The sequence below is a fragment of the Aliivibrio wodanis genome (assembly GCF_052920805.1).
Genome location: NZ_JBREXA010000002.1, coordinates 3,030,826 through 3,057,334, shown reverse-complemented (window position 1 = coordinate 3,057,334; position 26,509 = coordinate 3,030,826). Strand labels below are relative to the sequence as shown.

Genomic DNA, 26,509 nt, shown 5'->3' with positions numbered 1-26,509 from the left:
TCATCCCATGATGTTGTTCCTTGCTTCTCTTAACCCATTGTTAGTTCTTGCTATAAGTAATCAGGTCACATACAATCGAATCACTCTTTAGCGTTTGGGTTGATAAATATCACACCTTGTCGGGCGATTCGCCAGACACTAACTTATTGAGTGCATTTAGGGTTGCGTTAGAACTTTTCTAACGATCCTTCGTGCCTCAGGAGCGTCAGAAAAGTTCTAACGCTAGCCTCTGAGTAAAGAGTTAAAAGCAATAGACGGTTCTTCATTTGGAACCGTCTATCTTTTTTGATAAAACAGGACTACTGTGAGCAAAAAATTTGAAAATGCGGTAATTGATGCATTTGAGTCATTTGATGTAAATAATTTTAAAATTAATTATCCAGACCATCGAATTTTTGTTTGTGGTGGACAAATTGACATCAGAGAAACCATACCACTTAGCTTCCGTCAGCGTTTCATCAGCGATCTTGCTGTAAAACACCCACATATTGAAAGCGAAATTATTCTTGCGGAATCATTTAAGGATTATTTTAAAGAACACGCATATCGTGATTTATTGACTTTTGAAGATGACATAGCACAAGTGGCTTCTGTCGTTGTTATTTTTCTTGAAAGCCCAGGGTCTCTAGTTGAACTCGGTATGTTCTGTACCAAACCAAATTTTTATAAAAAATTACTTATCATTGCCCCAAGAAAAGAGACGGAAGAAGAAGATTCTTTCATTTATCTCGGTCCTCTTTATCACATCCGAAGCAAAGAACCATCGTCAGTTGCTATATATCCTTGGCCATCCACAGCAGTACTTGAATACCCAGATATACATCTACAAGATTTGTGCGCTTCTCTACTAGAAAAGCGAGATAATATTCCTAAACACCCTAAATATTCTCCTGACAACTCAGGGCATGTTGCTCTGTTGATCTTAGAAGTAGTTCGACTCTCTTACCCTATATTGTTGACTGAGATAGAGCTAGCACTTGCGTCTCTAAACTTGGATGAAGATAAATCTAAAGTGACACGTTTACTGTACTTATTGAACAAACTTGGTTATTTGGATACTTATGAATACAGCGGTTATAAGTATTACTACCCGATAATTAGAGACAAACCACGAGTTAAATTTGGTATAAGTAAAACAGGTATTCCATTCGATGAAAAGAAGTTACAGATGAGTCTAAAAATGTCATACGTCACGGATATTTCAGATGGCGCTTCTCGAAAACGAATCGCTGCAGGTAAAGAAATTCATACTATCCTTGAGGAGGCACAGAAATGAGTTTATTCAAGTCACTTTCTACAATACTACTCATGGATGAAAAAGAGCTCCGTTCTTTTGCAACTACCGCTCCTTATCGCTACAAAGTTTATACTATAGCCAAGAGAAATTCAGATGAAACAAGGCTCATCGCTCATCCCTCAAAAGAGCTTAAGTTTGTCCAAAGATTAATAATAGCTCTGCTTGCACCAAACCTTCCTATTCACTCTGCAGCTACTGCGTATATAAAAGGAAAAAGTATCAAAGACAATGCATTACCACATGCTAGTAAGAAGTATTTACTGAAAATGGATTTGAAAAATTTTTTCCCAAGCATAAAACCTGAGCTATTTTTTAAAGAATGTCGATACCATAATATTGAAGTTTCAGATATTGATAAGAATTTATTAGAAGGATTTCTTTTTTGGAAAACAAGACGCTCAAATCAGCTTAAGTTGAGTATTGGAGCTCCAAGTTCTCCTTTAATCTCTAACTTTATCTTATATAGATTTGATGAAGAAATAATCAAGGCATGCCATGCGGAGGGAGTAACTTATACTCGTTATGCAGATGATCTTACTTTCTCAACAAATAAAAAAGGCGTACTTTTATCTTATCAGGCAAAGGTGAGAAGAATTATCGGGATTCTTTATGATGGAAATTTTAAAGTTAACTTAAGAAAAACGGTCTTGTCCTCCAAAGGGCATAATCGACATGTTACAGGTATAACTCTTTCAAATGACGGCAACATTAGTCTAGGTAGAGAGAAAAAACGTAAAATATCAGCAGGAATTCACCATTTTTCGCTTAATCTTCTAGAGAGTGAAGATGCATTAAAGCTGAGCGGGAAATTAGCTCATGCAGCATTTATCGAATCTGATTTCCTAGAAAAAATGATTACAAAATATGGACAAGAAACTGTATCTAGCTTGCTAAAAGTTAATACTATTAACAAACTTTAAGCTGCCTTAACAACCCGCTTCTAGCCCCTACACCACTACATACAATTGTCGCCAGTGGTTGCTCTGATTTCTCTCGTGTCGTACTCTTTTTTTAATCAATTGAAGTAAGATGTTACTGAATAGTAATGAGGGCATTGCATGAGTAGCTCTGAGGCGGAAACGCCTTAGTATGAACAATCTAAAACAGATCCATCAAGGGCAGTGAAGATAACTTAGAAGCCTTACTATATATTTGTATTAAAATTGATATCTAAAGGCATCGTTGAATGGTAGAACGGCTTTTTAATATCTCCAAATACCTTACTAAGATCTTCTTTAGAATCAGCAACAAATACAACTCGTATATTTTCTATAGCCCTAACTGTCAACCGTGATCTTAGCCATCCTGAAAATTGAGTGTCTTTCAAAGCATCAATGCCATAAAACCAAATCCATTTAGGGTATTCATTTTGTTCAATTGCCTTGTTAATCTCATCAGATTCAATGTAAAAATCATTTAGATTAATACTTATAACTGTAATACCAAGTGACTTGTTAATTCGATTCATTTCATGAACTAAGGAAGAGTCTAATTCATCAGTAACAATATGAAACCTCAACATTTGAAGTTCCCAATAAGCACGAATGATTCGCTCTAGTCCTCGCTCATAATCATTAAAATTGAACTCAATGTTGTCTAGAGTATTTATATACATTGTTAGACCCTTATATCAAAAGGTAGCAGGTTCCAGGTAGGTATTCATAAAAACTGGGTCATACATAATTATAATCCAACTGAAGGAGAATACGACTGGGCCTTAGAGTTGAATAAGAAAGGTATTAAAAAGTTTACAGAGTATAGTAATAGTCAACAGTAACTATCCTCGAATGAATTAAGGCTTGGTGTTCCTTTATCAAACCTTAATTAACGAGATAGTAATATATTCTATGCCCGTTCTTTTAGGCTAAAGGCTCACACCAAAATTTAGCAGTTAGGTGGCTCTTGCTATTAGTAACATAAATCAATTTAAACATCACGAAGTGTCGCTTATATGACCGTAATGTGTAATATATTAGACAATATTTAATGCACTTATGAGAACATGAGAGTCGCCAACTCATCTTTTTCCAGAAGTGAGTTACAAGTTCAATCATACAGGTGTAATCACCAAGCGATTCAGTCGTATGGCCTAGTGGCTCCACTTCATACCTCTCCTAAGATTTTTATGACAGATTTTCATCTTGGAAAGTCGGTAAATATAACCAAATTTACAAAAATTATGACAACTGCTATATTTGTAGTTGATAAATGAAAAATATCAACCTAAACCACTGTTAAAGAAGATTTTTCTATGAAATTGTCAAAGTTATCGTCTTAGAATATCTTCAAGGGTGCTCTGTCATGGGAAAAGTATACGATGGCCTACATCGTATTAGTTTTCTGATAAATGAAGAAGGTATTATCGAGCACGTATTCAATAAGTTTAAAACCAAAACTCATCATGAAGTCGTTTTAGATTATTTAAACGAGAAATAATGTTCAGTATTTAAATAAAGGCGGGGCTTATTCTAAAGCCCGCCTTTTATTGTTTATCTTTATTATACCGAGACCACTAAACGTTTTCTTTTAGAGAAATCTCAGTGGCTGGTAATGCTTTCCATACTGCTTTAACTAACGTCGCTAATGGAATTGCAAAGAACACTCCCCAGAAACCCCATAGCCCACCAAAGACCAAGACAGCCACAATGATAGCCACAGGATGAAGGTTAACCGCCTCAGAGAAGAGTACTGGTACTAACACATTACCATCTAAAGCCTGAATGATTGCATAAGCTAAAACTAGCCAATAAAAGTCAGGCGTTAACCCCCATTGAAACAAGGCGACAATCGCAATAGGTACAGTGACGGCGGCGGCTCCAATATACGGAATAAGTACTGAGAAACCGACCATTACTGCTAATAGTAAAGAATAACGTAAATCCATAATAAAGAAGGTTATATAGCTCACCCCACCAACAATCAATATCTCAACGACTTTGCCTCGAATATAGTTACTGATCTGTTCGTTCATTTCAATCCAGACCTTAGTCGCCAAACGACGGTTCTTAGGTAAAAGATTACTCATTGTACTGACCATTTCTTCTTTATCTTTTAATAAAAAGAAAACCAGTAATGGAACCAAAATTAAATATACACCTAAAGCCGCTATACTCACCAATGAAGCAAGTGACCCTTTTACCATGCTTTCCCCCATACCAAGCGCTTTACCGCGTAGCGTTTCTAACAAGGTATCAATTGATTGAGGTTGAATTAATTCAGGATAACGCTCAGGAAGACTGGATAGGAAGTGATGTAAACCATTAAACATTGATGGCATATCATTAATCAAATTACCGACCTGATTCCAAATCGTCGGTACTAGACCAAACACAGCCATGAGCATTACGCTAATAAACAAAATAATAACTAACATAACTGAAAGCGTTCTTGGTATCCCAAACTTACTGAGCTTAGCCACTGGCCATTCTAGTAAATACGCTAAAACAATAGCCACTAGTAATGGAGCAATTAAGTGACCAAAGAAGTAAATCGTAATAAACCCAACAATAAGAATGGCAACTAGGCTAACGGCGTGTGGATCTGAAAAGCGGCGTTTATACCACTGTGTAACCATATCTAACATATTAAGTTCTACTTTTTATTAACGGTTAATAATGAACATGACTCCCCATGCTCTACATGAATATCAAATGCATTGTACTCAAAGTACTTTATGATATCGGTTAACGATGTTTTGTCGACGACTTTGATGTCTAATTTCTCGTTTTGCACTAAAGATTGAGTGGTACGTTTCGCTAAAAGCAGCGACATAGGGCAACGGTAGTGTGATAAATCTAAAGTTCGGGTTTCCATTCTGCAACTCTGTAGATATGATAGATTTCAATTGGAAGAGTATAAATCACATAATTCATACAAAAAAGAAACCTATTTTCATTTTGGTACTCTTATCATTCAAGATTGAGTTATTATCTCTTTATAACAGAGCTCTTGATAAACAGAGTGTTATTAAAAAGGATTTGTAAATACGACATGTTCAAATTAAAAAGACTGGCCAGTTGTTTACTGATCACCTCATTATTGACAAGCAACCTCCCAGCTTATGCAAATAACGATTTAAATTTACCTGATATCGGCACAACAGCCGCATCAACGTTAACGATTGACCAAGAATTAATTTATGGTGATGCGTATATGCGCATGCTTCGAGCAAGCCAACCTGTCATTAATGATCCAGTTTTAGCAGAATATGTTCAGGATCTTGGTCATCGCTTAGTTGCTAATGCTAGTGATGTGAAAACACCTTTCCATTTTTTCTTAATTAATAATCGAGAAATTAACGCCTTTGCTTTTTTTGGTGGTTATGTTGCTCTCCATTCTGGATTATTTTTACACGCACAATCAGAAAGTGAATTAGCCTCGGTTGTTGCTCATGAAATTGCTCATATAACTCAACGTCACTTAGCTCGTAGTATGGAAGACCAAGCAAGACGTTCTCCCGCTACTATCGCCGCTCTTGTGGGATCATTGTTATTGGCTATAGCTGCACCAGAAGCCGGAATAGCAGCTATTCATGCTACAACAGCGGGAGCGATGCAAAGCTCAATAAACTACACTCGAAGTAATGAAAAAGAAGCAGATAGGTTCGGTATTGATACTTTGGCAAAATCAGGATTTGAGGTTGCTGCCATGCCTCGATTTTTCTCTCGCTTAGCAGACCAATATCGTTATGCAAGCACTCCTCCTGCAATGTTGTTAACCCATCCATTACCAACGTCTCGTATTACGGATAGTCGCGAAAGAGCTCAACAATATCCAATGCGTCGAGTCAATACCTCTCTACGTTACCACCTTGCTCGCTCACGTATTGTCGCTCGATTTGCCGGAATTGATAGCAATGCCGCATTAGATTGGTTTTCTCGTAAGTCAAAAACGCATAATAGTGACATTAAAAACGCTCTAAATTATGGTAAAGCGTTAGTTTATATCGATTCAAAACAGTACGATAAAGCGCAACCTCTCATGGATACCTTATTAAAGAATGATCCCCTTAATACGTTTTATATTGATGCTGCCACCGATTTAGATCTTTACACCAAAAAGAATCAACAAGCGCTGACGCGATTAGAAAATGGCTTGGTACAATTACCCAATAACCCTGTACTCGCCATTAATTATGCTCATGCTTTGTCTGAATCAAATAAACCCGCTGAAGCCGTTCGCATTTTACAACGTTATACGCATGATAACCCTGAAGACCCAACGGGATGGCAGTTATTATCTAAGGCTTACCATGATAATGGTAGCACTGATGGAGAATTGGCAGCAAGGGCTGAAATCTATGCGCTCAAAGGCATGTGGAATAAAGCCCTCAGTAATTACACTCAAGCAAGTCAATTGGTTGAGTATGGAAGTTTAGATCAAGCAAGGTACGACGCTAGAATTGATCAATTACGTCTCTCTCGTGAACGTTTTAGCGCGTTATAATTAAAAAAGGAAAAAGTATGTCTGTTGTAATTTACCACAACCCTCGTTGCTCAAAAAGCCGTGAAACTATGGCACTATTAGAAGAAAAAGGGATTACTCCTATCGTTGTAAAATATCTTGATGAAACACCTAGTGTTACTGAATTAAAAACTTTATTTTCTCAGCTGGGTTTTAACTCTGTTCGTAACATGATGCGAACTAAAGAGACTGAATATAAAGAACAAGGCCTAGATGATAGCTCTGTTACTGACGAACAATTATTTGAAGCGATGGCACAAACAGCAAAACTGATTGAGCGCCCTATTGTTGTTCATAACAACCAAGCTAAAATAGGACGTCCACCTGAACAAGTTTTAGATATTTTATAGTTTTAAGCAGGAAACTAACATGGATTCAGTTGAAATGAGCGCAGAAACAAAGCGCTATCGTTTTCTTGCCCTATTTTGCAACTTAGCATTACTTGCCTTTGTTGCGCTTTGGCATAGTACCCTTTCTCCTCACCCACTGATTAATCCGTATGGGGTTATGGTGGTATGGGTTATTCCAATGCTTTTTCCACTAAAGGGGATCATTCAGGGTAAGCCTTATACTCATGCATGGGCAAACTTTATTTTAATGTTCTATTTTCTACACGGTTTAAGCATTCTTTGGCTAGATGAAGGTGAACGTTATTTAGCATTAGTTGAAGTTATTCTAACTAGCGGTGCTTTTGTGGGTAATATTTATTACGCTCGTCTTCGAGGTAAAGAATTAGGACTAAAACTAAAGCGTTTATCTGAAGTAGAAAAAATAGAAAAAGCAAAATACACTGAAAATGAGTAAGTTCAATTACTTGAAGTGATATAATACCAATCGTAGTAAATAACTGATCATCCTAACTGGTTAAAATACTCGATAACTGCGTTGAAATGTTTGATTGTAGAATAACTACTTATCGAAGAATTTCGCCTTGTTCTCAAGCATTTTCCCTTCGCTATTTCAGATCACTTACTTACTGTGATTGGTATAACTAGAATGCTGAATAATAAAAAGGTGACTCGATAGTCACCTTTTTATTATTCGTTGTTGGCTGATCTTGTTACGAACTACTAATTATTCGAATTGAACTGATACTCATGCACCAAAGGTAATGACTCTTCTGCAACCTTATCAAGATCTGTCATTATAGTTGTATCTTCTACTGTCGATGTCTCAGTAGCTTTACTCTGTAAGAAAACATTACTTTCGGTTGACTCTGGCTGCAACAATTCTTCCGTTTCCATAGCTTGTAGAGTAAGTGTTATACGTGAATTTTTACTTAGCAATTCATCATTAAATTGTTGATAGCTTCCTAATAAACTCAATGTATAGGTCACTTTATCTCCTTGAATCGTATTCACCTGAACATTGGCTACTGAATTCATCTGTTTTAATTGCTTCTCTATTTTAAAAAAATCACGAGTGGTATGGATACCATTAATCGAAACAACTTCAGACTGACTCGCTACCGCACCTAAATGTTTCGTGTAGTTTGCGGCAAAATAATCACTTACATCATTAACCATTGTTGTTAATTGAAATGCACCAGATGCACGTCCTTCAACTGGTTTTTTTTGCAGTATTAACAAGGTACTGCGGCATCGTATCAAACAATGTCCATGTTGAGCTATTACCACGAACTTTAACAACTAAAACTGCTTGAGGGTTATATCGCTCACTTGCATCTGCAATTGGCTTTTTAAAATTACCCCATAAATCTGTTATTTCAATAGAGGTAACGTCATCAAAATCACCAACAGGGAACATTACTGGTAAGCCGCGTTCATTAGCAGCACCTTTAATACGCCCAATTAAGCTATTATTTGATTGCTCCCAAATAATACTTTTTTGATAATTATGTTCATTCACAACCCATACTAATACTGGTTTGCGTGGCGTTTCCCAAATGCTTTGTTCTGCTTGAGTTAATAGGCTTAACACCATTTTAGAGTTATAGCCTAATTTAATCGCACGAGAAGCATTATCATATTCCACAAAGCTAACTTGTGTAACATAACGGTCACTTCGTACTAATGCTTTTTTAATCACCTCGTTTTGAGCAATTTCTTTCTGACCTGATACCTTAATCAACACATTGATTAAGCCTTCTTTTTTAGCCAAACCTTCCGCTTTATCCGACTCAGTTAATTGCACTTCTGTATGATAAAGATCACTTGGCTGTTGTGCAAAAACAGAACCGCTCATCATACAAATGACTAAACACAAAATACGTAACATCAAACAACCTATAAATACTTTTATAATTTACCGCTGATAATAAGGGCTATCCCTTTATTCAGCAAGGGGGCGGATCAACCCAGATCTAAATTTCAAAAGATTAGAGTGGTACTTTTCTAAAAAGTTTGATTTTTTCACGAGCTAAATCAAGATATTTATTAATTGATTAGTGATAGAATCCCTCAAATTCATTACTGGAAATGGAAATGCTATACAATTTATTCCAGGGTTTTCAAATGCTGTTCGTTGCATTTGGTGCTCTTGTTCTTGTTCCACTGCTTACAGGTTTAGATCCTAACGTCGCTCTTTTTGGTGCTGGTGTTGGTACCCTTCTCTTTCAATTAGTTACTCGTCGCTCTGTCCCTATCTTTCTTGCTTCTTCCTTTGCTTTTATCGCTCCTATTATTTATGGAACCCAAACCTGGGGAATACCTGCCACTATGGGTGGATTAATGGTCGCGGGTTTAGTTTATGTCTTATTAGGTGCAGTAATTAAAGTTCGAGGTGTCGCATTTATTCATAAACTACTGCCTCCTGTGGTGGTTGGCCCTGTAATTATGGTGATCGGTTTAGGCTTAGCCCCTACCGCTGTAAATATGGCATTAGGTAAAACTGGCGATGGTGCGTTTCAGCTTGTTGATGGGCAACTTGCTTTTTGGATTGCTGCTGCCTCATTATTTACCACTATTGGCGTGAGTGTTTTCTCTAAAGGCTTCTTTAAGCTACTGCCTATCCTGTCAGGCATTATTGTTGGTTACTCCTTAAGCTTAATTTTTGGTATCGTCGATTTTACTCCCGTACATCAAGCCGCTTGGTTTGCTCTACCTAACTTCACTTACCCTGAATTTAATATCAATGCGATCTTATTTATGATCCCAGTAGCTATCGCACCGGCAGTTGAACATGTTGGCGATATGCTGGCAATCTCAAACGTAACCGGAAAAGATTACCTGAAAAAACCAGGTTTACATCGCACAATTACGGGTGATGGTATTGCAACAATGGCAGCCTCTCTTATCGGCGCGCCACCAAATACGACTTACAGTGAAGTTACTGGTGCTGTAATGCTAACCAAAGCATTCAACCCAGTGATCATGACATGGGCTGCTGTGTGCGCCATTGTACTTGCTCTGGTTGGAAAATTAGGGGCTATGTTACAGACGATCCCTGTACCGGTTATGGGAGGCATTATGATTTTACTGTTTGGTTCTATCGCTACGGTAGGTCTAAATACGCTGATTAAAAACCAAGTTGATTTACATAAAGCACGTAACCTAACAATTGTTGGTGTGACGTTAGTTTTTGGTATTGGCGGCATGGCAGTAGGTATTGGTGACTTTAACTTACAAGGCGTAAGTCTTTGTGGAATTGTAGCTATTGCGCTTAATTTGATCCTACCTGATGACTTAGGTGAAAGCCACGTTGTCGACAATGCTCAAATGGAAGATGATAAATAATTCTAGGTAAAGAAAAAGGCTTGATGGTTAATTCATCAAGCCTTTTTTAATTCTTAAGGTGTAAGTTTCTAAGCTAAAGATCTAGATTATTACTTAGTACCGAAGATCTTATCACCAGCATCGCCAAGACCTGGAATGATGTAACCTTTATCATTCAATTTTTCATCGATAGCGGCAGTGTAAAGCTCAACATCTGGGTGTGCTTTTTCTAATGCAGCAATGCCTTCTGGAGCAGCAACAAGAACAAGGATTTTAAAGTTCTTACAGCCTTTCTCTTTTAGAAGATCAAGCGTTGCGATCATAGAGCCGCCAGTCGCTAGCATTGGGTCAACAACTAAAGCAATACGCTCATCGATGTTAGACGCTAACTTGTTAAAGTAAGGTACTGGCTCAAGCGTTTCTTCATCACGGTAAATACCAACAACACTAATACGTGCACTTGGGATATGCTCAAGTACGCCATCCATCATGCCAAGGCCTGCACGAAGAATTGGCACAACTGTTACTTTTTTACCTTTAATTTGGTCAACTTCAACAGGGCCATTCCAGCCATTGATAGTTACTTTTTCTGTTTCAAAATCTGATGTTGCTTCATAAGTAAGTAGGCTGCCTACTTCTGTTGCTAATTCACGAAAACGCTTAGTACTGATCTCGCCTTCACGCATTAAACCAATTTTATGTTTTATTAGCGGGTGTTTTACTTCAACAACTTTCATTTCTGACTCCAGATACATTAATCAAACCCTTTAATTATACATATTTTTCTATTAAAAAATGACGAAATAGTAAAATAAATTATAACGCTAGAAGTTGTTTACCAAATTTATTATTTTTTATTACAAAATTTATGCAAATTTCCTTACGCAAACGTTTCCCTCTTTTATATTGTGCTGTTAGAATGGCGCGGATTTTTGAAATCCAACCTATGGCGAGGACACCACCGTGAGCGACAACAAAACTTCTCTTAGCTACAAAGATGCTGGCGTAGACATTGATGCTGGTAATGCACTTGTTGATCGAATTAAAGGCGTAGTAAAACGTACTCGTCGCCCAGAAGTAATGGGTGGCATTGGTGGTTTTGGTGCGTTATGTGAACTTCCAACGAAATACAAGCAACCTGTTTTAGTTTCGGGTACTGATGGCGTTGGTACTAAGCTTCGTTTAGCTTTAGACCTAAACAAGCACGATACTATTGGTATCGACTTAGTGGCGATGTGTGTAAACGACCTAATTGTTCAAGGCGGCGAACCTCTGTTCTTCCTTGATTATTATGCAACAGGAAAACTTGATATTGATGTAGCTGCTGAAGTAGTTACAGGCATCGGTGAAGGTTGTATTCAAGCTGGTTGTGCATTAATCGGTGGTGAAACTGCTGAAAATGCCAGGTATGTATGAAGGCGAAGATTACGATGTAGCTGGTTTCTGTGTGGGTGTTGTTGAAAAAGAAGACATCATCGATGGCACAAAAGTAGCAGCCGGTGATGCATTAATCGCTGTTGGCTCTAGTGGCCCTCACTCAAATGGCTATTCGTTGATCCGTAAAATTCTTGAAGTATCAAACGCTGATCTTACTGAAGAATTAAACGGTAAAACGATTGCAGACCATTTAATCGAACCAACGAAAATCTACATTAAATCAGCACTTAAAATGATTGCAGAGCATGACATTCATGCTATCTCTCATATTACTGGTGGTGGTTTCTGGGAAAATATCCCACGCGTACTTCCTGAAGGTACTAAAGCGGTTGTTGATGGTAAGAGCTGGGAATGGCCTGCTATCTTTAACTGGCTACAAGAAAAAGGCAACGTGGATACTTACGAAATGTACCGCACCTTTAACTGTGGTGTAGGTCTTGTTGTTGCCCTTCCAAAAGAACAAGCTGAACAAGCGGTTGCTTTACTGAATGCTGAAGGCGAAAACGCTTGGGTTATCGGTGAAGTTGCTGTTGCAGAGCAAGGTGAAGAACAAGTTGAGATCCGTTAATCGGGTTTCATAAACTTGAGCTAGCTCATAAAGCATAAATAGAAAGGTGATCAATTATTCGATCACCTTTTTTATATCTATTATTTATGTTCGAATAGTTATCATTACTCAAAAAATAAGACCGTTATGATGAAGAATATTGTTGTATTAGTTTCAGGCAGTGGCAGTAACTTACAAGCGTTTATTGATGCTTGTGGTAACAAAATCCCTAACGCGCGTATTTCAGCCGTCATTTCAAATAAGAGTGATGCTTATGGACTACAACGCGCCGTTAATGCTGGAATTAATGTTCACAGCTTAAACGCTACAGGCTATGAAAGCCGTGAAAAATATGATGAAGCATTAGCAACACTGATCGATCTTCATCAACCTGATGTCATTATCCTTGCCGGATTTATGCGTATTTTAAGTGAAGCTTTTGTACTGCGTTATCAAGGTAAAATGCTGAATATTCACCCTTCCCTTTTACCTAAATACCCAGGTCTACACACACATCAGCGTGCCATTGACGCCGGCGATAAAGAACATGGCACAAGTGTTCATTTTGTTACCCCTGAGTTAGATGGTGGCCCGGTGATCCTTCAAGCTAAAGTACCAATTTTTGAAGAGGATACGATTGAAGAGGTTGCATCACGCGTACAAGCTCAAGAGCACGTCATCTACCCAATGGTTGCTAACTGGTTAGCCGAAGAAAGATTGACTATGCAAGACGGTAAGGCGCAGTTAGATGGGAATATATTGGGTCTATCAGGATTAGAAACTGAATAATAAAAATGCCCATCAATGTAATATTGATGGGCATTTTTTATACATTATCTTGCCCTAAAATGTGTTTACGCATTAACTGGGCATTCTGATGGCGGTGGAGCCATATCAGGCACCGTATCATGGTTACCTGCGGTTAATTCACCAAAATGAAACAGCGCATATTCGCCTACTTTCATTTTATGCCACTCTTCATTATCCGTTAATGGTCTTGTCACAACAACTGACACCACATCGTTCGGCGTGGTTTCTTTATGAAAATCAATCGTCACATCTTCATCAATTAACGAAGCTTGCCCAAAGGGGGCACGCCTTGTGATCCAATGTAAATTGTTTGAACAATAAGTCATTAGATACTCACCGTCACTCAAGAGCATATTAAACACCCCTAAGCCTCGAAGATGATCACTGCACTCAGAGACAAATTCGAACATCAACATCATATCTTGAGGTGGCTCAGGATATTTGTCTTCTAGCTGATTCAGCAACCAACAAAAAGCACGCTCACTGTCTGTTTCACCCACAGGTCGAAAGCGGCCTGTTGATAATTCATTAAATCCAGTCAGTTGACCATTATGCGCAAACGTCCAATATCTTCCCCATAGCTCACGCGTAAAAGGGTGTGTATTCTCAAGATTAACATCACCGCGGTTTGCTTGACGAATGTGGCTTATTACCGCTTTACTTTTTATTGGGTAATCTTGCACTAGCTCAGCAATTTTTGAGTGGCAACTTGGCTTTGGATCTTTAAATGTGCGAAATCCTTTCCCTTCATAAAAAGTAATCCCCCAGCCATCACGATGTGGTCCCGTGTTACCACCACGTTGAACTAAACCTTTAAAACTAAAACAAATATCGGTTGGTACGTTAGCACTCATTCCGAGTAATTCACACATACTTGCGCTACTCCTTTATTCGCAATCTGACCAATCTAACGTGTAATAACGATAAGGTTGGTCAGTATAATGAATTATTTTTCCATCTCTTTTTCAATTAACTGAATAACGATATGGATGATTTTAATGTGGATCTCTTGAATACGGTCTGCGTAACCAAAATGAGGCACTCGGATCTCTACATCAGCAAGGCCTGCCATTTTTCCGCCATCTTTACCCGTAAGTGCGATGGTTTTCATACCTTTTTCTTTTGCCGCTTCAATCGCTTTTAAGATATTGCCAGAGTTACCTGAAGTAGATAAGCCAAACAATACATCGCCTTTTGATCCTACGGCTTGAGTATAACGAGAGAACACGTGGTCATAACCAAAATCATTACTCACACAAGACAAATGGCTAGGATCAGAAATCGCAATACCTGGGTAACCTGGACGGTTTTCACGGTAGCGTCCAGTTAACTCTTCTGCGAAATGCATTGCGTCACAGTGTGAACCGCCGTTACCACAAGACAATACTTTACCGCCTTGTTTAAATGAATCTGCAATGGTTTTGGCCGCTAACTCAATTTGAACTAGGTTTTTATCGTCAGCTAAAAAGTCATTCAGTACTTGAGCGGCTTCTGTTAATTCAGAACGGATCAGATCTTGATAAGACATAGGATACTCTCTTTTATTATGTTCCCTACTTGGGGTTAATCTCAGTGTACCTATACCACTAAACCTTTAAAAGAGATCCACCCTGTTTTTCTTCTATCTATGCCAAAAATTCTTCAATTTCTTCCCTATGAAATTTGATATCACGCACTTAAAAACAAAATTTGTTTATTAATTACTCAAGCTAGATCACTTTTTAATCATTAACGTTATTTACTTTTTATTAACATTAGCACTACACTTAACCTAACTGGTTAGACCTCTTATCAGGAATACACTCAAACATAACATTACGACCGAGTATCGTAATCACCTCTGTTCCTACAAACAGAGCAGCGCCGGAAAAGGAGAATCACATGGCCCTGACACTATTAACAACCTTTATTGCACTTGCTGCACTAAGTTATCATCGACAATCGCTACGAACTACAACCCTTATCACCGCCGGTATTTTAGCGGTAAGTTCAGGGCTAGGTTATGCCGGTTCTATTACCTGGGCCGTTTTCTTAGTAATTGCAGTGCCAGTAAATATTCCTTCAATTCGTCAATCTATCTTTAGTAATAAAGCCCTAAGTTTCTTTAAGGGCGTGATGCCTGAAATGTCACAAACCGAGAAAGACGCGATTGAAGCAGGGACTGTCTGGTGGGAAGCTGAATTATTTAAAGGTAATCCAGATTGGAAGTTTCTTCATAATATCCCTAAAAACACACTATCAGATGAAGAACAGGCGTTTCTTGATGGGCCAGTAACCGAAGTTTGTCGCATGATAAATGACTATGAAGTCACTCATGAGCTTGCCGATTTACCACCAGAAGTATGGCAGTATCTAAAAGATAATAAGTTCTTCGCGATGATTATTAAGAAAAAATACGGAGGCTTAGAGTTCTCTGCTTACGCTCAATCGTGTGTTCTACAAAAGCTAACCAGTGTATCTGGTGTACTTTCTATTACCGTTGGTGTTCCTAATTCATTAGGTCCTGGTGAATTGTTGCAACACTATGGTACTGAAGACCAAAAAAATCATTACTTACCTCGTTTAGCTGAAGGCAAAGAGATCCCATGTTTTGCTTTAACAAGCCCAGAAGCAGGCTCAGATGCAGGCTCAATTCCTGATTTTGGGATCGTAACTAAAGGGATGTGGGAAGGCAAAGAAGTCTTAGGCATGCGTCTTACTTGGAACAAACGTTACATTACCCTTGCACCTGTAGCGACCGTTCTTGGTTTAGCATTTAAACTGCAAGATCCAGATGGCTTATTAGGTGATAAGAAAAACCTAGGTATTACCTGTGCACTTATTCCTACCAATTTAGACGGCGTTAAAATTGGTCGTCGTCATTTCCCTATGAATGTGCCATTCCAAAACGGTCCGACGCAAGGTGACGAGTTATTTGTCCCACTGGATTACATCATCGGTGGTGAAAAAATGGCAGGTCACGGCTGGCGCATGCTGGTTGAATGTTTATCGGTTGGTCGTGGTATTACGTTACCCTCAAATGCAACGGGTGGTGCAAAAACTGCCGCACTTGCAACAGGGGCTTACGCTCGTATTCGTCGTCAATTCAAATTACCAATTGGTAAGATGGAAGGGATTGAAGAACCATTAGCACGTATGGCTGGTAATGCCTACATGATGGATGCAGCAAGTGCATTAACTGTTGCAGGTATCGTTCAAGGTGAAAAGCCATCGGTTATCTCAGCCATCGTTAAATACCACTGTACTCACCGAGCACAACGCATTGCTATTGATGGTATGGACATCGCTGGTGGTAAAGGGATCTGTTTAGGCAGTTCAAACTTCTTAGCGCGTAGCTACCAAGGCTCTCCAATTGCAATCACTGTTGAAGGCGCAAATATTTTAACCCGCTCAATGATTATTTACGGTCAAGGTGCAATTCGTTGCCATCCTTATGTTCTTGAAGAGATGGATGCTGCGTATTTAGAAGATAAGCAAGCCTCTCTTGAGAAGTTTGATGCTGCTGTCTTTGGCCATATTGGCTTTGGTATTAGTAACTTTGTTCGTAGCTTCTGGTTTGGCTTAACTGATGGCCACGGCTCTAAAGCACCGTTTAGTGATGAAACTAAACGCTATTACCAACAAGTAAATCGTTACAGTACTAATATGGCTTTATTATCAGATATTTCAATGGCTGTACTCGGTGGTAGCTTAAAACGTCGCGAACGTATGTCAGCTCGTCTCGGTGATATTTTAAGTCAACTTTACTTAACCACATCGGTTCTGAAACGTTTTGATGATGAAGGTCGCCAAAAAGAAGATTTAGCTTTAGTTCATTGGAGTGTGCAAGATTCATTACACCAAGCAGAACAAGCGATTGATGGGTTACTTGCCAACTTCCCAAATCGATTTGTTGCAGGTGCAATGCGCTTTATCTTATTACCAACGGGCCTTCGTCGCCAACGCCCAAGTGATAAGCTAGACCATACACTGGCTCGAATTCTTCAAGAACCATCAGGTGTTCGTAGTCGAATTGGTCGTGGATTATTCTTAGAAGCAAGTCGATTTAATCCAGTAGGAAAAATGGAAGAAGCCTTGATTGATATCTTAACTGCTGAGCCAATTTATGACCGAGTATGTAAAGAGTCAAAACAACGCTTACCTTTCATGCAGTTAGATCGTGTTGCTAAAATCGGATTAGAGTTAAATATCATTTCTGATAAAGAAGCCCTACTACTTCGTAAAGCTGAGAAGAGTCGTTTAGCAACCATTAGTGTTGAAGATTTTGATCCAAGTGAACTAATTGTAAAACCACAAGTTAGTCATTTTGAACACAGTAAAATAGCGTAATAATCTAAAAACTAAAAAGCCCATAATCAGATTAATTTTGATTATGGGCTTTTTTTACTTCTTTACGTTAAACATCAAGTTTAAATATATTTGCTCATCTATTGAGAGATATTGATTACTTTCATTGCCTGCATCAACATAATTAGCCAAATCCCTTTTCGTTAAGCACTTATCTATTTCCATGATGAAATCGAATGCTTTATTTAATTTGGTTTTATACTTATTCATTTAACCATCACCCTAACCAGAAAGGAGGCAATATTATAAAATCATAAAGCGTGATGTCAATCACAAAAAATAAAGCAAACGTTTTTATGTTACCACTTAAGAGCTATTAAACTTTGTTAGTGATTATGAACACTTATATCAAAATTATAATTATACTTTAGGCGGTGGAGGCATAGATAATTTTTCAGACTTAGGCGCTGCAGCCCTTCTCTCTTTTATTGATTTTATCTTTTTCCAACCAAATATACCTGCAAAAATCAAAATAATAATAAGTAAGTTACCGACTCCAATATAAATCCAGAACCACTTTCTTGCTTCTGCACGTTCTTCTTCTAATTTTTTCAGCTCTTCAATTTTACGTTGTTTAGCTTCTTCTTTTAATCGTGCTTCATAGGCTGCTTTTAAATCAATTGGCTCTGTAACACCATAACTATGTTGCCCAAGATTAAACTGTAACGGGCGATCTGTTGCTAAATCAGTCGCATAAACCAAGCCAGACCACGTATTTTTCCCAGAGATATAATCATTCGGCAAATCAAAGTACAGTTTACTTTCATCTTTCTCTGATTGCGCCTGAGTTACAGTGGTCACATTATTAGGATCAATTTGCTCGATATGAGCCGCAAGTGACCCTGCTCGAATAACACCACCTTCAGTATCAATACTCATTGAGTGAGATCGACTCTCGTTACGAGCCTGAGTAAAACTTGCTCGTATCGGGGTGGGGTAAACTAAAACATCTTGTTCAACCGTTCTTAAAAATACGCCATTACGAGATTGTATTCGAACCCAATACTTTCCCGGTTTAATATTAATAGGCAGATTAACAGTAAATATTCCATCAGCTGCAACTTCATCAAGATCCTGGCCATCATCTTCAAAAGTCCCTAGAACCTCGGCTAATGGTCGAGCTTCTTTTACCAAGTCTTTTTCATTCGCAAGATACGGTGTAAAAGTAACATTAAGTTTGATTCGATTTAAAAAATCACGCAATACCAGAGGCTTTCCCTCTTTTAACAAGCGAGCCGTAAACTTTAAACTTTCAGACTGATAGAGTTTTTTTGGCAATGAGTCTACATTTAGCGTCAGATTCGATAAAATTTTCACTTTATTTTCAGGTGTGATCTTCCCTATTGCTTGCCAAGGTCCTGGCATGGGATTCTCAATCGAAATAATATCCATACCACTTTCTTCATACCATGCCACATGATCTGGGTGATCCCATGCATAATATTTTGTACCATCAGGACGAACCAAAGTAACAGCCTGAGAAGGTGATTCTCGGTACACTAAAAAAGAAACTTGTTTTATCGTAGGATCGACTCGAAAACGGTTATCCAACCACGACATTTCTGAACTTTTTGCCCAAGAAATCATCGGGACAAACAGTGCAATTATCAATAACCGCCACATATTAAAAACTCCTAATTACGCCATAAACAGGCATCGCCAACTATATCCAAACGCTTTTCATGCGCTTCTAATTCATCGGCCGTTGCACGTAAAACCTTTAATCCTTTTCTTTCTAAATTCAATCTTTTAATGCTTTCTTCTGACAAATCGGACTGATTTCCAGCAGAAAAACTTAAACTAGTTTGCCCACCTGTCATTAATAGATATACGTCAGCTAAGATCTCAGCATCGAGTAAAGCGCCATGAAGCGTACGATGTGAGTTATCGATACCATAACGTTCACACAAAATATCCAGGTTATTACGCTTACCTGGGAATATCTTTTTCGCCATCGCCAAAGTATCGGTAATTTTACAATACTGCTCTGTCGTACCGATAAGTTTGTTTAACTTACTGAACTCATAATCCATAAAGCCGACATCAAAGGGGGCATTATGAGCGACCAACTCTGCACCTTTAATGAATTCTAAAAATTCATCATGAATGTCTTTATATTCAGGTTTATCATACAAAAACTCATCAGTAATACCATGAACATCAATCGCTTCAAGATCAATAAGTCGATCAGGCTTGATATAAACATGAAAGTGATTGCCGGTTAATTTTCGATTTATGATCTCAACGGCACCGATTTCAACAATACGATGACCTTCATAAACAGGGCCTCCAGAAAAGTTCATACCGGTGGTTTCTGTATCGAGTACAATAATTCGATTCGGGGAATTGTCGCTAGTATTCATAGGCTCATTTGTGTCAGACTATTTCTAAATTCTTCTAATGATAACAGAGATAATGAAGCAGGTTGAAATTTTCACAGATGGTTCTTGCTTAGGGAACCCAGGTCCTGGTGGTTACGGCATTGTGATGCGTTATAAAGGCACAGAAAAAACCTTTGCCGAAGGGTTTAATCAAACCACAAATAATCGCATGGAGATGTTAGCAGCCGTAATTGCTCTACGTAATTTAAAAGAGCCATGCTCTGTAGTGTTAACGACAGACAGCCAATATGTTCGCCAAGGGATCACTCAATGGATCCATGGGTGGAAAAAACGCGGTTGGATAAAAGCAGATAAAAAGCCTGTGGTTAATGCCGATCTTTGGAAAAAATTAGATACAGAAGCGGAACGCCACACGATTGATTGGCGCTGGGTTAAAGGCCACGCTGGGCATCGTGAAAATGAAATGTGTGATGAATTAGCAAGAACCGCAGCCGAGAACCCGACTCAAGATGATACGGGTTACCCTGGTTGATCTGATTTAATTTTACCCTGACGCGTTTGAGCCACTGAAATAGGAGCCAATTTTGGCTTCTTTTTCCATGCTGACTTTATTGGTCGTAGTGGATAAGTACGTTTTCTCGCTACGATAAAATAAATACCACTAATAGGTTTAACTGAATCTCCTCCTAAATTCTCAAACCATGTCCATATTGTTCGATAACGAGTCATTGGTGCGAGAGCGAAGCAATCACTATAAACCACTTCAAAATTTAAGACACTGAGCCAATCTTTGATACGATGCGGAGTAAACATTCGTCCACTCCATGGTAAATTGTTCTTTCGCCATGGGAACAAACTAGCAAGCCCTATTGCACTCATTGGATTAAACCCTGTCAAAATCATATAACCATCATTGATTAAAACACGATCAACTTCTCTCAATAATTGATGAGGGTCTGATGAGTAATCAAGTTGATGTGCAAGCACACATGCATCAATACTTTTTTCTAAAAAAGGCAATTGAGGTAATTCAGAAGTAATATTTCTCAACGAATTTTTGTTATCTAGGTTAACTTGGTGTTTAATGTTACAAAAGTGGCTATCAAGCTCAGCACTCAATCCACCAATTTTTAGCATATGGTAACCAAACAGTTTAGGACACCACTCATCAAGACGTGATTGAATCAGCTCACCTATCCACTCACCGTGAGGGATCCCTGACCATGAATGCGGTTTTTCTATTTTTTTATCAAGCAGTGCTGGCTTAATCAATATCGATACCTATAACAATTTATGACAAACAATTTGGAGAAAGGTTAATGCTATCAATAAAAAGCATACCTGCATTTAATGATAATTACATTTGGTTAATTCACAACAATGACAATCATTGTGTTGTTGTTGATCCGGGTGATGCAGCCCCTGTATTAGCATGTATTAAAGCACATAACTTTATTTTAGATGCAATCTTAATTACTCACCATCATCATGATCATATTGGTGGAGTCCCTGAATTAGTTCGCCAGTTTCCCTCTATTAATGTCGTTGGCCCTGAAGATGAACCAATTCCAACATTAACTCACCCAGTTAGCGATGGCGACTTTGTTGAATTATTTGATGAAAGGTTCATGGTCTTAGGTGTTGAAGGGCATACTAAGGGCCATATTGCCTATGTTGGTGATGAGAAACTTTTCTGTGGTGATGCCTTGTTCTCTGCTGGTTGTGGTCGTTTATTTGAAGGAACAGCAGAACAAATGTTCCATTCATTGCAAAAACTTTCAGCACTACCAGATGAAACAAAAATCTACTGTGCGCATGAATATACGGCATCAAACTTGGCCTTTGCGTTGGCGGTTGAACCAAATAATGACTACTTACAGCAATATCGTGAAAAAGTATTACGACTTCGAGCTAATGGGAAATCAACCATTCCATCTACCATGCAACGCGAGAAATTAATCAACCCATTTTTAAGAACTAATGAGCCCACAGTGAAACATGCTGTTGCAAGCAAAGTACTCGATAATACAGAAGTCGAGACTTTTGCAGCATTAAGACGATGGAAGGATGAGTTTTAGTTAGGAAACTTGTTTGAAGAGTAGTTGCACAGTATTATTCGTATCCAAATAAAAAAATATAATGCTAATCTCTAAATGAGAACGAGGTTAGCATAAAAATACTGAAGGCAACGCACAATGAAACTGAAATTCCATTGGATTGGATTAGCGCTCTTAGCAGGCTGCCAAACCGCACCACCCGAAAAAATTCAGCCTGATACCAATCAATCAGGAATAACGTCTACGGTAACTACACCTTCAAAAACAGACACTGCACCATCCCAAGTCACTCCCGTTGAACAAGCAAAATTAACCCCTCAAGAGCAGGAAGATGTTTGGCAACGTATTGCAATGCAATTAGAAATGCCAATCCCTAAGCATAAATCCATCGACTATTATCGTAACTGGTATATCAAGCATCCAAATCATTTACGTACTGTCGCTAAACGTGCACAGCCCTTTTTGTATATGATCACCGTCGAGGTTGAAAAACGTAATCTACCCATGGAATTAGTACTTCTTCCTGTTGTAGAAAGTTCTTTTGACCCATTTGCTTACTCACATGGCAGTGCAGCAGGATTATGGCAATTTGTTCCAGGAACGGCTGATCGTTTTAAATTAGAACGTAATTGGTGGTATGACGGGCGTAGAGATGTACCTGCTGCAACCACCGCAGCATTAGATTACATGGAATATTTTGATAGCCGCTTTGATGGTAATTGGCAACATTCTATCGCTTCATATAATAGTGGTGCTGGTCGAGTCTCAAGAGCAATTAAAAAGAACAAGAAGCTTGGTAAACCTACTGATTTTTTCTCATTAGATCTTCCTAAAGAAACCAGTGGCTATGTTCCTAAATTATTAGCATTAGCCGACATTATTAAAAACCATGAAAAATATGGTGTCGACCTTCCTTCTATTGCAAACAAACCTGTACTTGAAAAGGTTGACCCAAAACAACAATTAGATCTTGCTATCGCAGCTAAATTTGCAGGTATCACTATCACTGAATTACAAGGATATAACCCCGCTTATAATCAATGGGCTACCTCTCCTGACGGACCTTACCACCTGTTATTACCTATTGAAAACGTGGCGAAATTTAATGCTAATTTAAAGAAAAATGATAATAAAACCATGAAAGTTGTGCGTTATAAAGTACAACCTGGTGATACGATCAGTCAACTAGCAGTAAAACATAACACCACGACCAAGATTATTGAGCAAACCAATGATCTTAATGGTTCAAGTATTCGTGTTGGTAAGTATTTACTAATACCTACAGCTTCTCAAGGTAATACTACCTACGCGCTAAGTGCTCCTCAACGTTTGAAAAAAACACAATCAAAAGCAAAAGGGAAATATAAGCTTAGCCATAACGTACAAGAAGGTGAAAGCCTTTGGAGTATTGCTAGTGACAATTCAATTTCATACCGTGATTTAGCAAAATGGAACGGTATGGCACCAAAAGATCCCCTTCGCGTTGGGCAAAATCTAGTCATTTGGAAGAGTAATTCAGACGGTGCTATTATTCGAACTGTACATTATAAAATCAGAGAAGGTGATAACCTAAGCGCTATCGCACAAAAATTTAGTGTCTCTGTGACAGATATTATGAAATGGAATAACATCAAACGCGGCTCTTATATTAAGCCGGGACAAAAATTAAAACTTTACGTTGATGTTACTAAGGTAAACGTATGACACCCTCTTCAAATCCGTTAATTTTATTGGTCGATATTTTTCGATCACCAGCTGACTGCTTTGCTGCACTATATGAACGTGGTAAATGGGCCTGGCTTCCTTATATTTTATTGATCTTCGCTCCATTTATGTTTTGGGGAACCTATTTTGATCTAGTCAATTTTGAATGGGTTACTACTAACTTAACCGCTCAAATAGAAAGTATTGGCGGGCAAGTTCAAGGCGAATGGCTAACCAAAGAAATTTTATTAGCCGGTGAAGTAATTAATGATGTGATGGGCCGAACGGCAACTATTTTATTATTAGCACTATGGTTTAAGCTTGCAACAAAACAGAGTCAATACCAACACGGTTATTTCAAATGGGTAGCTGGTAGTACTGTCGTGATGTTCCCTGCGCTAATTGGCGATATTGCAAGTTATGCTAGCCTGCTACTTAATCACGCTAACATCATGCCTTACGCTGCCGATTTAAACAGCTTAAATGGGTTGATTAAGCTGCCAATGACTGATCACTGGTCAGCGTATGCGAGCTCTTTCCCACTGCTTATGCCTTGGTATATCGCTTTAAGTTATGCAGCATTAGGTGCATGGACAGATTTAGATCGTTCAAAAGCGCTTATCATAGCAATCCTTCCTTGGGTTACTTGCTTTACGCTTTGGGGTTTTGTTACTGCTTTTTCAGGGTAAAGCTAACCTGTAATGGATTATGATCAGAAGCGTTACTCTTAGTTGAGTGCGCTTCTTTTACTTCTAAACCGCGATAAAAAATATGGTCTAACGGTAACCCGGTAATAAAGCGCATTCTTTCATCTGGTGTAAATATTACTTCTTTTAATCTTAATGGTTTCACTTGCTGTTGTAACGTTGCCAACCTATCGTCACTCCAAGAATTAAAATCACCCGCAATAATTAAAGGGCCACCATGTGCCTGAACCTCTTGTGATAACGCTTCAATTTGATTTTTATAATCTTCGGTTCCTAACGTAAAATTAATTGCATGAATATTAATGACTATTAACGTTTGTCCATTTGATAAAGCATATTCAGAAAGAAGTGCTGATTTAGGTAAACGTAACCAAGGCTCTATCGCGGTATAGGCACACACTTTCTCTGACGATTTTTTTGCTAACGTTAAAACTCCAGCACTGGTATCAAACACATCAAACGCTCGCACTAATTCAGCAGAATACGATTTATCCATCACAAACTGTTTTAATTCAGGTGTTAAGCTGGCTTCTTGCAATAAAACCAAATCAGAAGAAGTGGTCAGTGTATTTAATGCAGCCTGCCAATCGGTTTTCTGTTGCTTGTAAACATTCCAAACGAGAACATTCAATTGGCCATTACGATCGATTGGTACTGAGGAATTAAATTGAACACAATCAGGTTGATATGTTAACGATGCATCAGGAGTAACTTTGGAAAGCTCAATAAATTCAGGTCCGAGAGGAACAGTAAATACAATAGATTTGACAGCGAAAGCTAACCCCACCAATAAAGCAGAACCAAATAATAATAGAGTTTTCTTTTTCATAAACAAAAAAGGAGTGAATCATCACTCCTTCCTTAAAATAGCAATAATGCTAACTAGATTAGCAGATACTTATGTGTGTTGGTACAAGGTTTAAATAGCGTCTTCGTCTTCTTCACCTGTGCGAATACGGATCACTCGACTCACATCAGAGATAAATATTTTACCATCACCAATCTTACCCGTTTGGGCTGTTTCAATGATCGCATCAACACATTGATCAACCACATCGTCACTTACTACGATTTCTAGTTTCACTTTTGGTAAAAAATCAACCATATATTCTGCACCGCGGTACAATTCAGTGTGCCCTTTTTGGCGACCAAACCCTTTAACTTCAGATACCGTCATGCCTGTGATGCCAACATCAGCGAGGCTTTCACGCACATCATCCAGTTTAAATGGTTTAATAATGGCTTCTATTTTTTTCATATTAGTCCCTTAACATCAATATTAACTCTACGGCTATTATCGTCGAGGGGCCTATAACATTCAATCTATGTCTTCGATTTCTTTTTATGCTGATAATTGGTAGCTTTCTAGTAATAAATCACTAAACCCGGTTAAGCTTCTTACAACACGAGTCGATGTCTTTGCATCTTTATTAATTCGGTTTAACCATACCGCTTTCATTCCTGCATTATGAGCCGCTTGAGCATCCATATCTGCGTTATTACCAATATACCAATGTGATGCAATATCACCTCCGGCTAAATTTGCCGCAAATCGAAATATGTCAGGAGAAGGCTTTGCGACACCAGCAGATTCAGAGGTAATAAGTAATTTAAAATATGAGCTTAACCCTGTTTGCTCTAATTTAGCCATTTGATTCATGGTATAACCATTAGAAATAACACCTAAAGGAAACACACTAAGACGTTTAATTGCTTCTAATGTATCTGGGTACAATGACCAATTCTGTTGATAAAACTGGTAAAACTCAGCAAAATACTCTCCAGCTTGCCTCTCACTTAATGGCTCAATAAATAGTTCGCTCATTCGTGCGCAACGCTGTTGAGCGTAAGTAAGTTTTCCTGCTCGCCAATCAGAGCGATGTATATCTGTAATTTTTCTCCAAGTATGTACAATATTATCAGTGACAATTAAACTAGATTGGTACTTTTGATAAAAAGCCGTAATCGCTTTCCCTTCTGCATCATCATGGGCTAATAACGTATTATCTAAATCAAAAAAAATCATGACGCGCTCCAACTTATCTCTATATTTAGTAATATTAATATCAGCAAATAACGACGATATACTATTTTGAATATAGAAATTATAGTTCAGTCACAAAA

The 26,509-nt window shown here is 38.3% G+C and carries 26 protein-coding genes and 2 pseudogenes; 14 read left to right on the top strand and 14 right to left on the bottom strand.

The window, feature by feature from the left end:
- Positions 1-304: 304 nt before the first annotated feature.
- Together ACU5DF_RS22220 and ACU5DF_RS22215 are read left to right on the top strand one after the other, a co-directional pair.
- Positions 305-1,276: a retron St85 family effector protein gene (locus ACU5DF_RS22220; protein WP_446712448.1), complete on the top strand. Its 972-nt coding sequence runs from the start codon at positions 305-307 to the stop codon at positions 1,274-1,276.
- Positions 1,273-2,217, top strand: coding sequence for a retron St85 family RNA-directed DNA polymerase (locus tag ACU5DF_RS22215; protein ID WP_446712505.1), 945 nt, complete (start codon positions 1,273-1,275; stop codon positions 2,215-2,217). The genes ACU5DF_RS22220 and ACU5DF_RS22215 overlap by 4 nt, the downstream gene beginning before the upstream one ends.
- A 224-nt stretch (positions 2,218-2,441) precedes the next feature.
- Here ACU5DF_RS22215 and ACU5DF_RS22210 read toward each other — a convergent pair whose 3' ends face one another.
- Positions 2,442-2,912, bottom strand: coding sequence for a hypothetical protein (locus ACU5DF_RS22210; RefSeq protein WP_446712445.1), 471 nt, complete (start codon positions 2,910-2,912; stop codon positions 2,442-2,444).
- Positions 2,913-3,598: 686 nt separating this feature from the next.
- Here ACU5DF_RS22210 and ACU5DF_RS22205 point away from each other — a divergent pair.
- A pseudogene (locus tag ACU5DF_RS22205) lies at positions 3,599-3,733 on the top strand (bacterioferritin comigratory protein); the annotation flags it as partial.
- A 76-nt stretch (positions 3,734-3,809) separates the two neighbouring features.
- Here the strand turns inward: ACU5DF_RS22205 and ACU5DF_RS22200 are convergent.
- Both ACU5DF_RS22200 and ACU5DF_RS22195 read right to left on the bottom strand, forming a co-directional pair.
- A complete protein-coding gene (locus tag ACU5DF_RS22200; RefSeq protein ID WP_446714203.1) occupies positions 3,810-4,880 on the bottom strand; it encodes an AI-2E family transporter in 1,071 nt (356 codons plus the stop codon).
- An 8-nt stretch (positions 4,881-4,888) separates the two neighbouring features.
- Positions 4,889-5,110, bottom strand: coding sequence for a sulfurtransferase TusA family protein (locus ACU5DF_RS22195; RefSeq protein ID WP_446714202.1), 222 nt, complete (start codon positions 5,108-5,110; stop codon positions 4,889-4,891).
- Between the two features lie 177 nt (positions 5,111-5,287).
- On the opposite strand from ACU5DF_RS22195, the gene bepA reads away from it, so the two are divergent.
- Genes bepA through ACU5DF_RS22180 form a run of 3 tightly spaced genes read left to right on the top strand, consistent with a single transcriptional unit; the run spans position 5,288 to position 7,564 of the window.
- On the top strand, positions 5,288-6,742 hold the full coding sequence (bepA, locus tag ACU5DF_RS22190) for a beta-barrel assembly-enhancing protease (RefSeq protein ID WP_446714201.1): 1,455 nt from the start codon (positions 5,288-5,290) through the stop codon (positions 6,740-6,742).
- Between the two features lie 17 nt (positions 6,743-6,759).
- Complete coding sequence (arsC, locus tag ACU5DF_RS22185) at positions 6,760-7,110, top strand: arsenate reductase (glutaredoxin) (RefSeq protein WP_045102698.1); 351 nt, start codon at positions 6,760-6,762, stop codon at positions 7,108-7,110.
- A 19-nt stretch (positions 7,111-7,129) separates the two neighbouring features.
- A complete protein-coding gene (locus ACU5DF_RS22180; protein ID WP_446714200.1) occupies positions 7,130-7,564 on the top strand; it encodes a DUF2069 domain-containing protein in 435 nt (144 codons plus the stop codon).
- Positions 7,565-7,830: 266 nt separating this feature from the next.
- Here the strand turns inward: ACU5DF_RS22180 and ACU5DF_RS22175 are convergent, their stop codons facing one another.
- Together ACU5DF_RS22175 and ACU5DF_RS22170 are read right to left on the bottom strand one after the other, a co-directional pair.
- Positions 7,831-8,349: a DUF2066 domain-containing protein gene (locus ACU5DF_RS22175; protein WP_446714199.1), complete on the bottom strand. Its 519-nt coding sequence runs from the start codon at positions 8,347-8,349 to the stop codon at positions 7,831-7,833.
- Positions 8,321-8,998: a DUF2066 domain-containing protein gene (locus ACU5DF_RS22170; RefSeq protein WP_446714198.1), complete on the bottom strand. Its 678-nt coding sequence runs from the start codon at positions 8,996-8,998 to the stop codon at positions 8,321-8,323. Before ACU5DF_RS22170 ends, ACU5DF_RS22175 begins: the two co-directional genes overlap by 29 nt.
- 206 nt (positions 8,999-9,204) lie before the next feature.
- Here ACU5DF_RS22170 and ACU5DF_RS22165 point away from each other — a divergent pair, with 206 nt between their 5' ends.
- On the top strand, positions 9,205-10,455 hold the full coding sequence (locus ACU5DF_RS22165; RefSeq protein WP_446714197.1) for a uracil-xanthine permease family protein: 1,251 nt from the start codon (positions 9,205-9,207) through the stop codon (positions 10,453-10,455).
- An 89-nt stretch (positions 10,456-10,544) separates the two neighbouring features.
- Here the strand turns inward: ACU5DF_RS22165 and upp are convergent, their stop codons facing one another.
- Positions 10,545-11,171, bottom strand: coding sequence for a uracil phosphoribosyltransferase (upp, locus tag ACU5DF_RS22160; protein WP_446714196.1), 627 nt, complete (start codon positions 11,169-11,171; stop codon positions 10,545-10,547).
- Between the two features lie 226 nt (positions 11,172-11,397).
- On the opposite strand from upp, the pseudogene purM reads away from it, so the two are divergent.
- Together purM and purN are read left to right on the top strand one after the other, a co-directional pair.
- Positions 11,398-12,439: pseudogene (gene purM, locus ACU5DF_RS22155) on the top strand (phosphoribosylformylglycinamidine cyclo-ligase).
- Between the two features lie 129 nt (positions 12,440-12,568).
- Positions 12,569-13,207, top strand: a complete 639-nt coding sequence (gene purN / locus ACU5DF_RS22150) for a phosphoribosylglycinamide formyltransferase (protein ID WP_446714296.1) — start codon at positions 12,569-12,571, stop codon at positions 13,205-13,207.
- Between the two features lie 65 nt (positions 13,208-13,272).
- Here the strand turns inward: purN and ACU5DF_RS22145 are convergent, their stop codons facing one another.
- Complete coding sequence (locus ACU5DF_RS22145) at positions 13,273-14,100, bottom strand: class II glutamine amidotransferase (protein WP_446714195.1); 828 nt, start codon at positions 14,098-14,100, stop codon at positions 13,273-13,275.
- Positions 14,101-14,174: 74 nt separating this feature from the next.
- Positions 14,175-14,756: a D-sedoheptulose 7-phosphate isomerase gene (lpcA, locus tag ACU5DF_RS22140; protein ID WP_446714194.1), complete on the bottom strand. Its 582-nt coding sequence runs from the start codon at positions 14,754-14,756 to the stop codon at positions 14,175-14,177.
- A gap of 353 nt (positions 14,757-15,109) precedes the next feature.
- Here lpcA and fadE point away from each other — a divergent pair, with 353 nt between their 5' ends.
- The gene (gene fadE / locus ACU5DF_RS22135; RefSeq protein ID WP_446714193.1) at positions 15,110-17,557 is read left to right on the top strand and encodes an acyl-CoA dehydrogenase FadE; all 2,448 of its coding nucleotides are present in this window, start codon (positions 15,110-15,112) and stop codon (positions 17,555-17,557) included.
- Positions 17,558-17,935: 378 nt separating this feature from the next.
- Here the strand turns inward: fadE and ACU5DF_RS22130 are convergent, their stop codons facing one another.
- Positions 17,936-19,198, bottom strand: a complete 1,263-nt coding sequence (locus ACU5DF_RS22130; RefSeq protein ID WP_045102707.1) for a TIGR03503 family protein — start codon at positions 19,196-19,198, stop codon at positions 17,936-17,938.
- An 11-nt stretch (positions 19,199-19,209) separates the two neighbouring features.
- Positions 19,210-19,938 carry a DNA polymerase III subunit epsilon gene (dnaQ, locus tag ACU5DF_RS22125; RefSeq protein WP_045102708.1) on the bottom strand — a complete coding sequence of 243 codons (729 nt, stop codon included), beginning with the start codon at positions 19,936-19,938 and terminating at the stop codon, positions 19,210-19,212.
- Between the two features lie 37 nt (positions 19,939-19,975).
- Here dnaQ and rnhA point away from each other — a divergent pair, with 37 nt between their 5' ends.
- The gene (gene rnhA / locus ACU5DF_RS22120; RefSeq protein WP_446714192.1) at positions 19,976-20,449 is read left to right on the top strand and encodes a ribonuclease HI; all 474 of its coding nucleotides are present in this window, start codon (positions 19,976-19,978) and stop codon (positions 20,447-20,449) included.
- Here the strand turns inward: rnhA and ACU5DF_RS22115 are convergent.
- Entirely contained in the window at positions 20,437-21,186 is a 750-nt protein-coding gene (locus ACU5DF_RS22115) for a methyltransferase domain-containing protein (RefSeq protein WP_446714295.1), read from the bottom strand. The two genes, rnhA and ACU5DF_RS22115, sit on opposite strands and share 13 nt — an antisense overlap.
- A gap of 50 nt (positions 21,187-21,236) precedes the next feature.
- Here ACU5DF_RS22115 and gloB point away from each other — a divergent pair, with 50 nt between their 5' ends.
- The 3 genes from gloB (at position 21,237) to ACU5DF_RS22100 (ending at position 24,367) form a co-directional block, all read left to right on the top strand.
- Positions 21,237-21,995, top strand: coding sequence for a hydroxyacylglutathione hydrolase (gene gloB / locus ACU5DF_RS22110; protein ID WP_045102710.1), 759 nt, complete (start codon positions 21,237-21,239; stop codon positions 21,993-21,995).
- A gap of 117 nt (positions 21,996-22,112) precedes the next feature.
- Positions 22,113-23,678, top strand: coding sequence for a lytic transglycosylase (locus ACU5DF_RS22105; protein WP_045102711.1), 1,566 nt, complete (start codon positions 22,113-22,115; stop codon positions 23,676-23,678).
- Entirely contained in the window at positions 23,675-24,367 is a 693-nt protein-coding gene (locus ACU5DF_RS22100; RefSeq protein ID WP_045102712.1) for a YIP1 family protein, read from the top strand. The genes ACU5DF_RS22105 and ACU5DF_RS22100 overlap by 4 nt, the downstream gene beginning before the upstream one ends.
- On the opposite strand, the gene ACU5DF_RS22095 is transcribed toward ACU5DF_RS22100, so the two are convergent.
- The 3 genes from ACU5DF_RS22095 to ACU5DF_RS22085 form a co-directional block, all read right to left on the bottom strand.
- Complete coding sequence (locus ACU5DF_RS22095) at positions 24,348-25,214, bottom strand: endonuclease/exonuclease/phosphatase family protein (protein ID WP_446714191.1); 867 nt, start codon at positions 25,212-25,214, stop codon at positions 24,348-24,350. The genes ACU5DF_RS22100 and ACU5DF_RS22095 overlap by 20 nt on opposite strands.
- A 90-nt stretch (positions 25,215-25,304) precedes the next feature.
- Positions 25,305-25,643, bottom strand: coding sequence for a nitrogen regulatory protein P-II (gene glnB, locus ACU5DF_RS22090; RefSeq protein ID WP_045102714.1), 339 nt, complete (start codon positions 25,641-25,643; stop codon positions 25,305-25,307).
- An 84-nt stretch (positions 25,644-25,727) separates the two neighbouring features.
- Complete coding sequence (locus tag ACU5DF_RS22085; protein ID WP_446714190.1) at positions 25,728-26,411, bottom strand: HAD family hydrolase; 684 nt, start codon at positions 26,409-26,411, stop codon at positions 25,728-25,730.
- Positions 26,412-26,509 lie beyond the last annotated feature (98 nt).

What these genes read in the sequence shown, in the direction of transcription:
- ACU5DF_RS22215 (WP_446712505.1), top strand. Translation starts at nt 1,273, where the DNA reads ATGAGTTTATTCAAGTCACTTTCTACAATACTACTCATGGATGAAAAA.
- ACU5DF_RS22210 (WP_446712445.1), bottom strand. Translation starts at nt 2,912, where the DNA reads ATGTATATAAATACTCTAGACAACATTGAGTTCAATTTTAATGATTAT.
- ACU5DF_RS22200 (WP_446714203.1), bottom strand. Translation starts at nt 4,880, where the DNA reads ATGTTAGATATGGTTACACAGTGGTATAAACGCCGCTTTTCAGATCCA.
- ACU5DF_RS22195 (WP_446714202.1), bottom strand. Translation starts at nt 5,110, where the DNA reads ATGGAAACCCGAACTTTAGATTTATCACACTACCGTTGCCCTATGTCG.
- bepA (WP_446714201.1), top strand. Translation starts at nt 5,288, where the DNA reads ATGTTCAAATTAAAAAGACTGGCCAGTTGTTTACTGATCACCTCATTA.
- arsC (WP_045102698.1), top strand. Translation starts at nt 6,760, where the DNA reads ATGTCTGTTGTAATTTACCACAACCCTCGTTGCTCAAAAAGCCGTGAA.
- ACU5DF_RS22180 (WP_446714200.1), top strand. Translation starts at nt 7,130, where the DNA reads ATGGATTCAGTTGAAATGAGCGCAGAAACAAAGCGCTATCGTTTTCTT.
- ACU5DF_RS22170 (WP_446714198.1), bottom strand. Translation starts at nt 8,998, where the DNA reads ATGTTACGTATTTTGTGTTTAGTCATTTGTATGATGAGCGGTTCTGTT.
- ACU5DF_RS22165 (WP_446714197.1), top strand. Translation starts at nt 9,205, where the DNA reads ATGCTATACAATTTATTCCAGGGTTTTCAAATGCTGTTCGTTGCATTT.
- upp (WP_446714196.1), bottom strand. Translation starts at nt 11,171, where the DNA reads ATGAAAGTTGTTGAAGTAAAACACCCGCTAATAAAACATAAAATTGGT.
- purN (WP_446714296.1), top strand. Translation starts at nt 12,569, where the DNA reads ATGAAGAATATTGTTGTATTAGTTTCAGGCAGTGGCAGTAACTTACAA.
- ACU5DF_RS22145 (WP_446714195.1), bottom strand. Translation starts at nt 14,100, where the DNA reads ATGTGTGAATTACTCGGAATGAGTGCTAACGTACCAACCGATATTTGT.
- lpcA (WP_446714194.1), bottom strand. Translation starts at nt 14,756, where the DNA reads ATGTCTTATCAAGATCTGATCCGTTCTGAATTAACAGAAGCCGCTCAA.
- fadE (WP_446714193.1), top strand. Translation starts at nt 15,110, where the DNA reads ATGGCCCTGACACTATTAACAACCTTTATTGCACTTGCTGCACTAAGT.
- ACU5DF_RS22130 (WP_045102707.1), bottom strand. Translation starts at nt 19,198, where the DNA reads ATGTGGCGGTTATTGATAATTGCACTGTTTGTCCCGATGATTTCTTGG.
- dnaQ (WP_045102708.1), bottom strand. Translation starts at nt 19,938, where the DNA reads ATGAATACTAGCGACAATTCCCCGAATCGAATTATTGTACTCGATACA.
- rnhA (WP_446714192.1), top strand. Translation starts at nt 19,976, where the DNA reads ATGATAACAGAGATAATGAAGCAGGTTGAAATTTTCACAGATGGTTCT.
- gloB (WP_045102710.1), top strand. Translation starts at nt 21,237, where the DNA reads ATGCTATCAATAAAAAGCATACCTGCATTTAATGATAATTACATTTGG.
- ACU5DF_RS22105 (WP_045102711.1), top strand. Translation starts at nt 22,113, where the DNA reads ATGAAACTGAAATTCCATTGGATTGGATTAGCGCTCTTAGCAGGCTGC.
- ACU5DF_RS22100 (WP_045102712.1), top strand. Translation starts at nt 23,675, where the DNA reads ATGACACCCTCTTCAAATCCGTTAATTTTATTGGTCGATATTTTTCGA.
- ACU5DF_RS22095 (WP_446714191.1), bottom strand. Translation starts at nt 25,214, where the DNA reads ATGAAAAAGAAAACTCTATTATTATTTGGTTCTGCTTTATTGGTGGGG.
- glnB (WP_045102714.1), bottom strand. Translation starts at nt 25,643, where the DNA reads ATGAAAAAAATAGAAGCCATTATTAAACCATTTAAACTGGATGATGTG.
- ACU5DF_RS22085 (WP_446714190.1), bottom strand. Translation starts at nt 26,411, where the DNA reads ATGATTTTTTTTGATTTAGATAATACGTTATTAGCCCATGATGATGCA.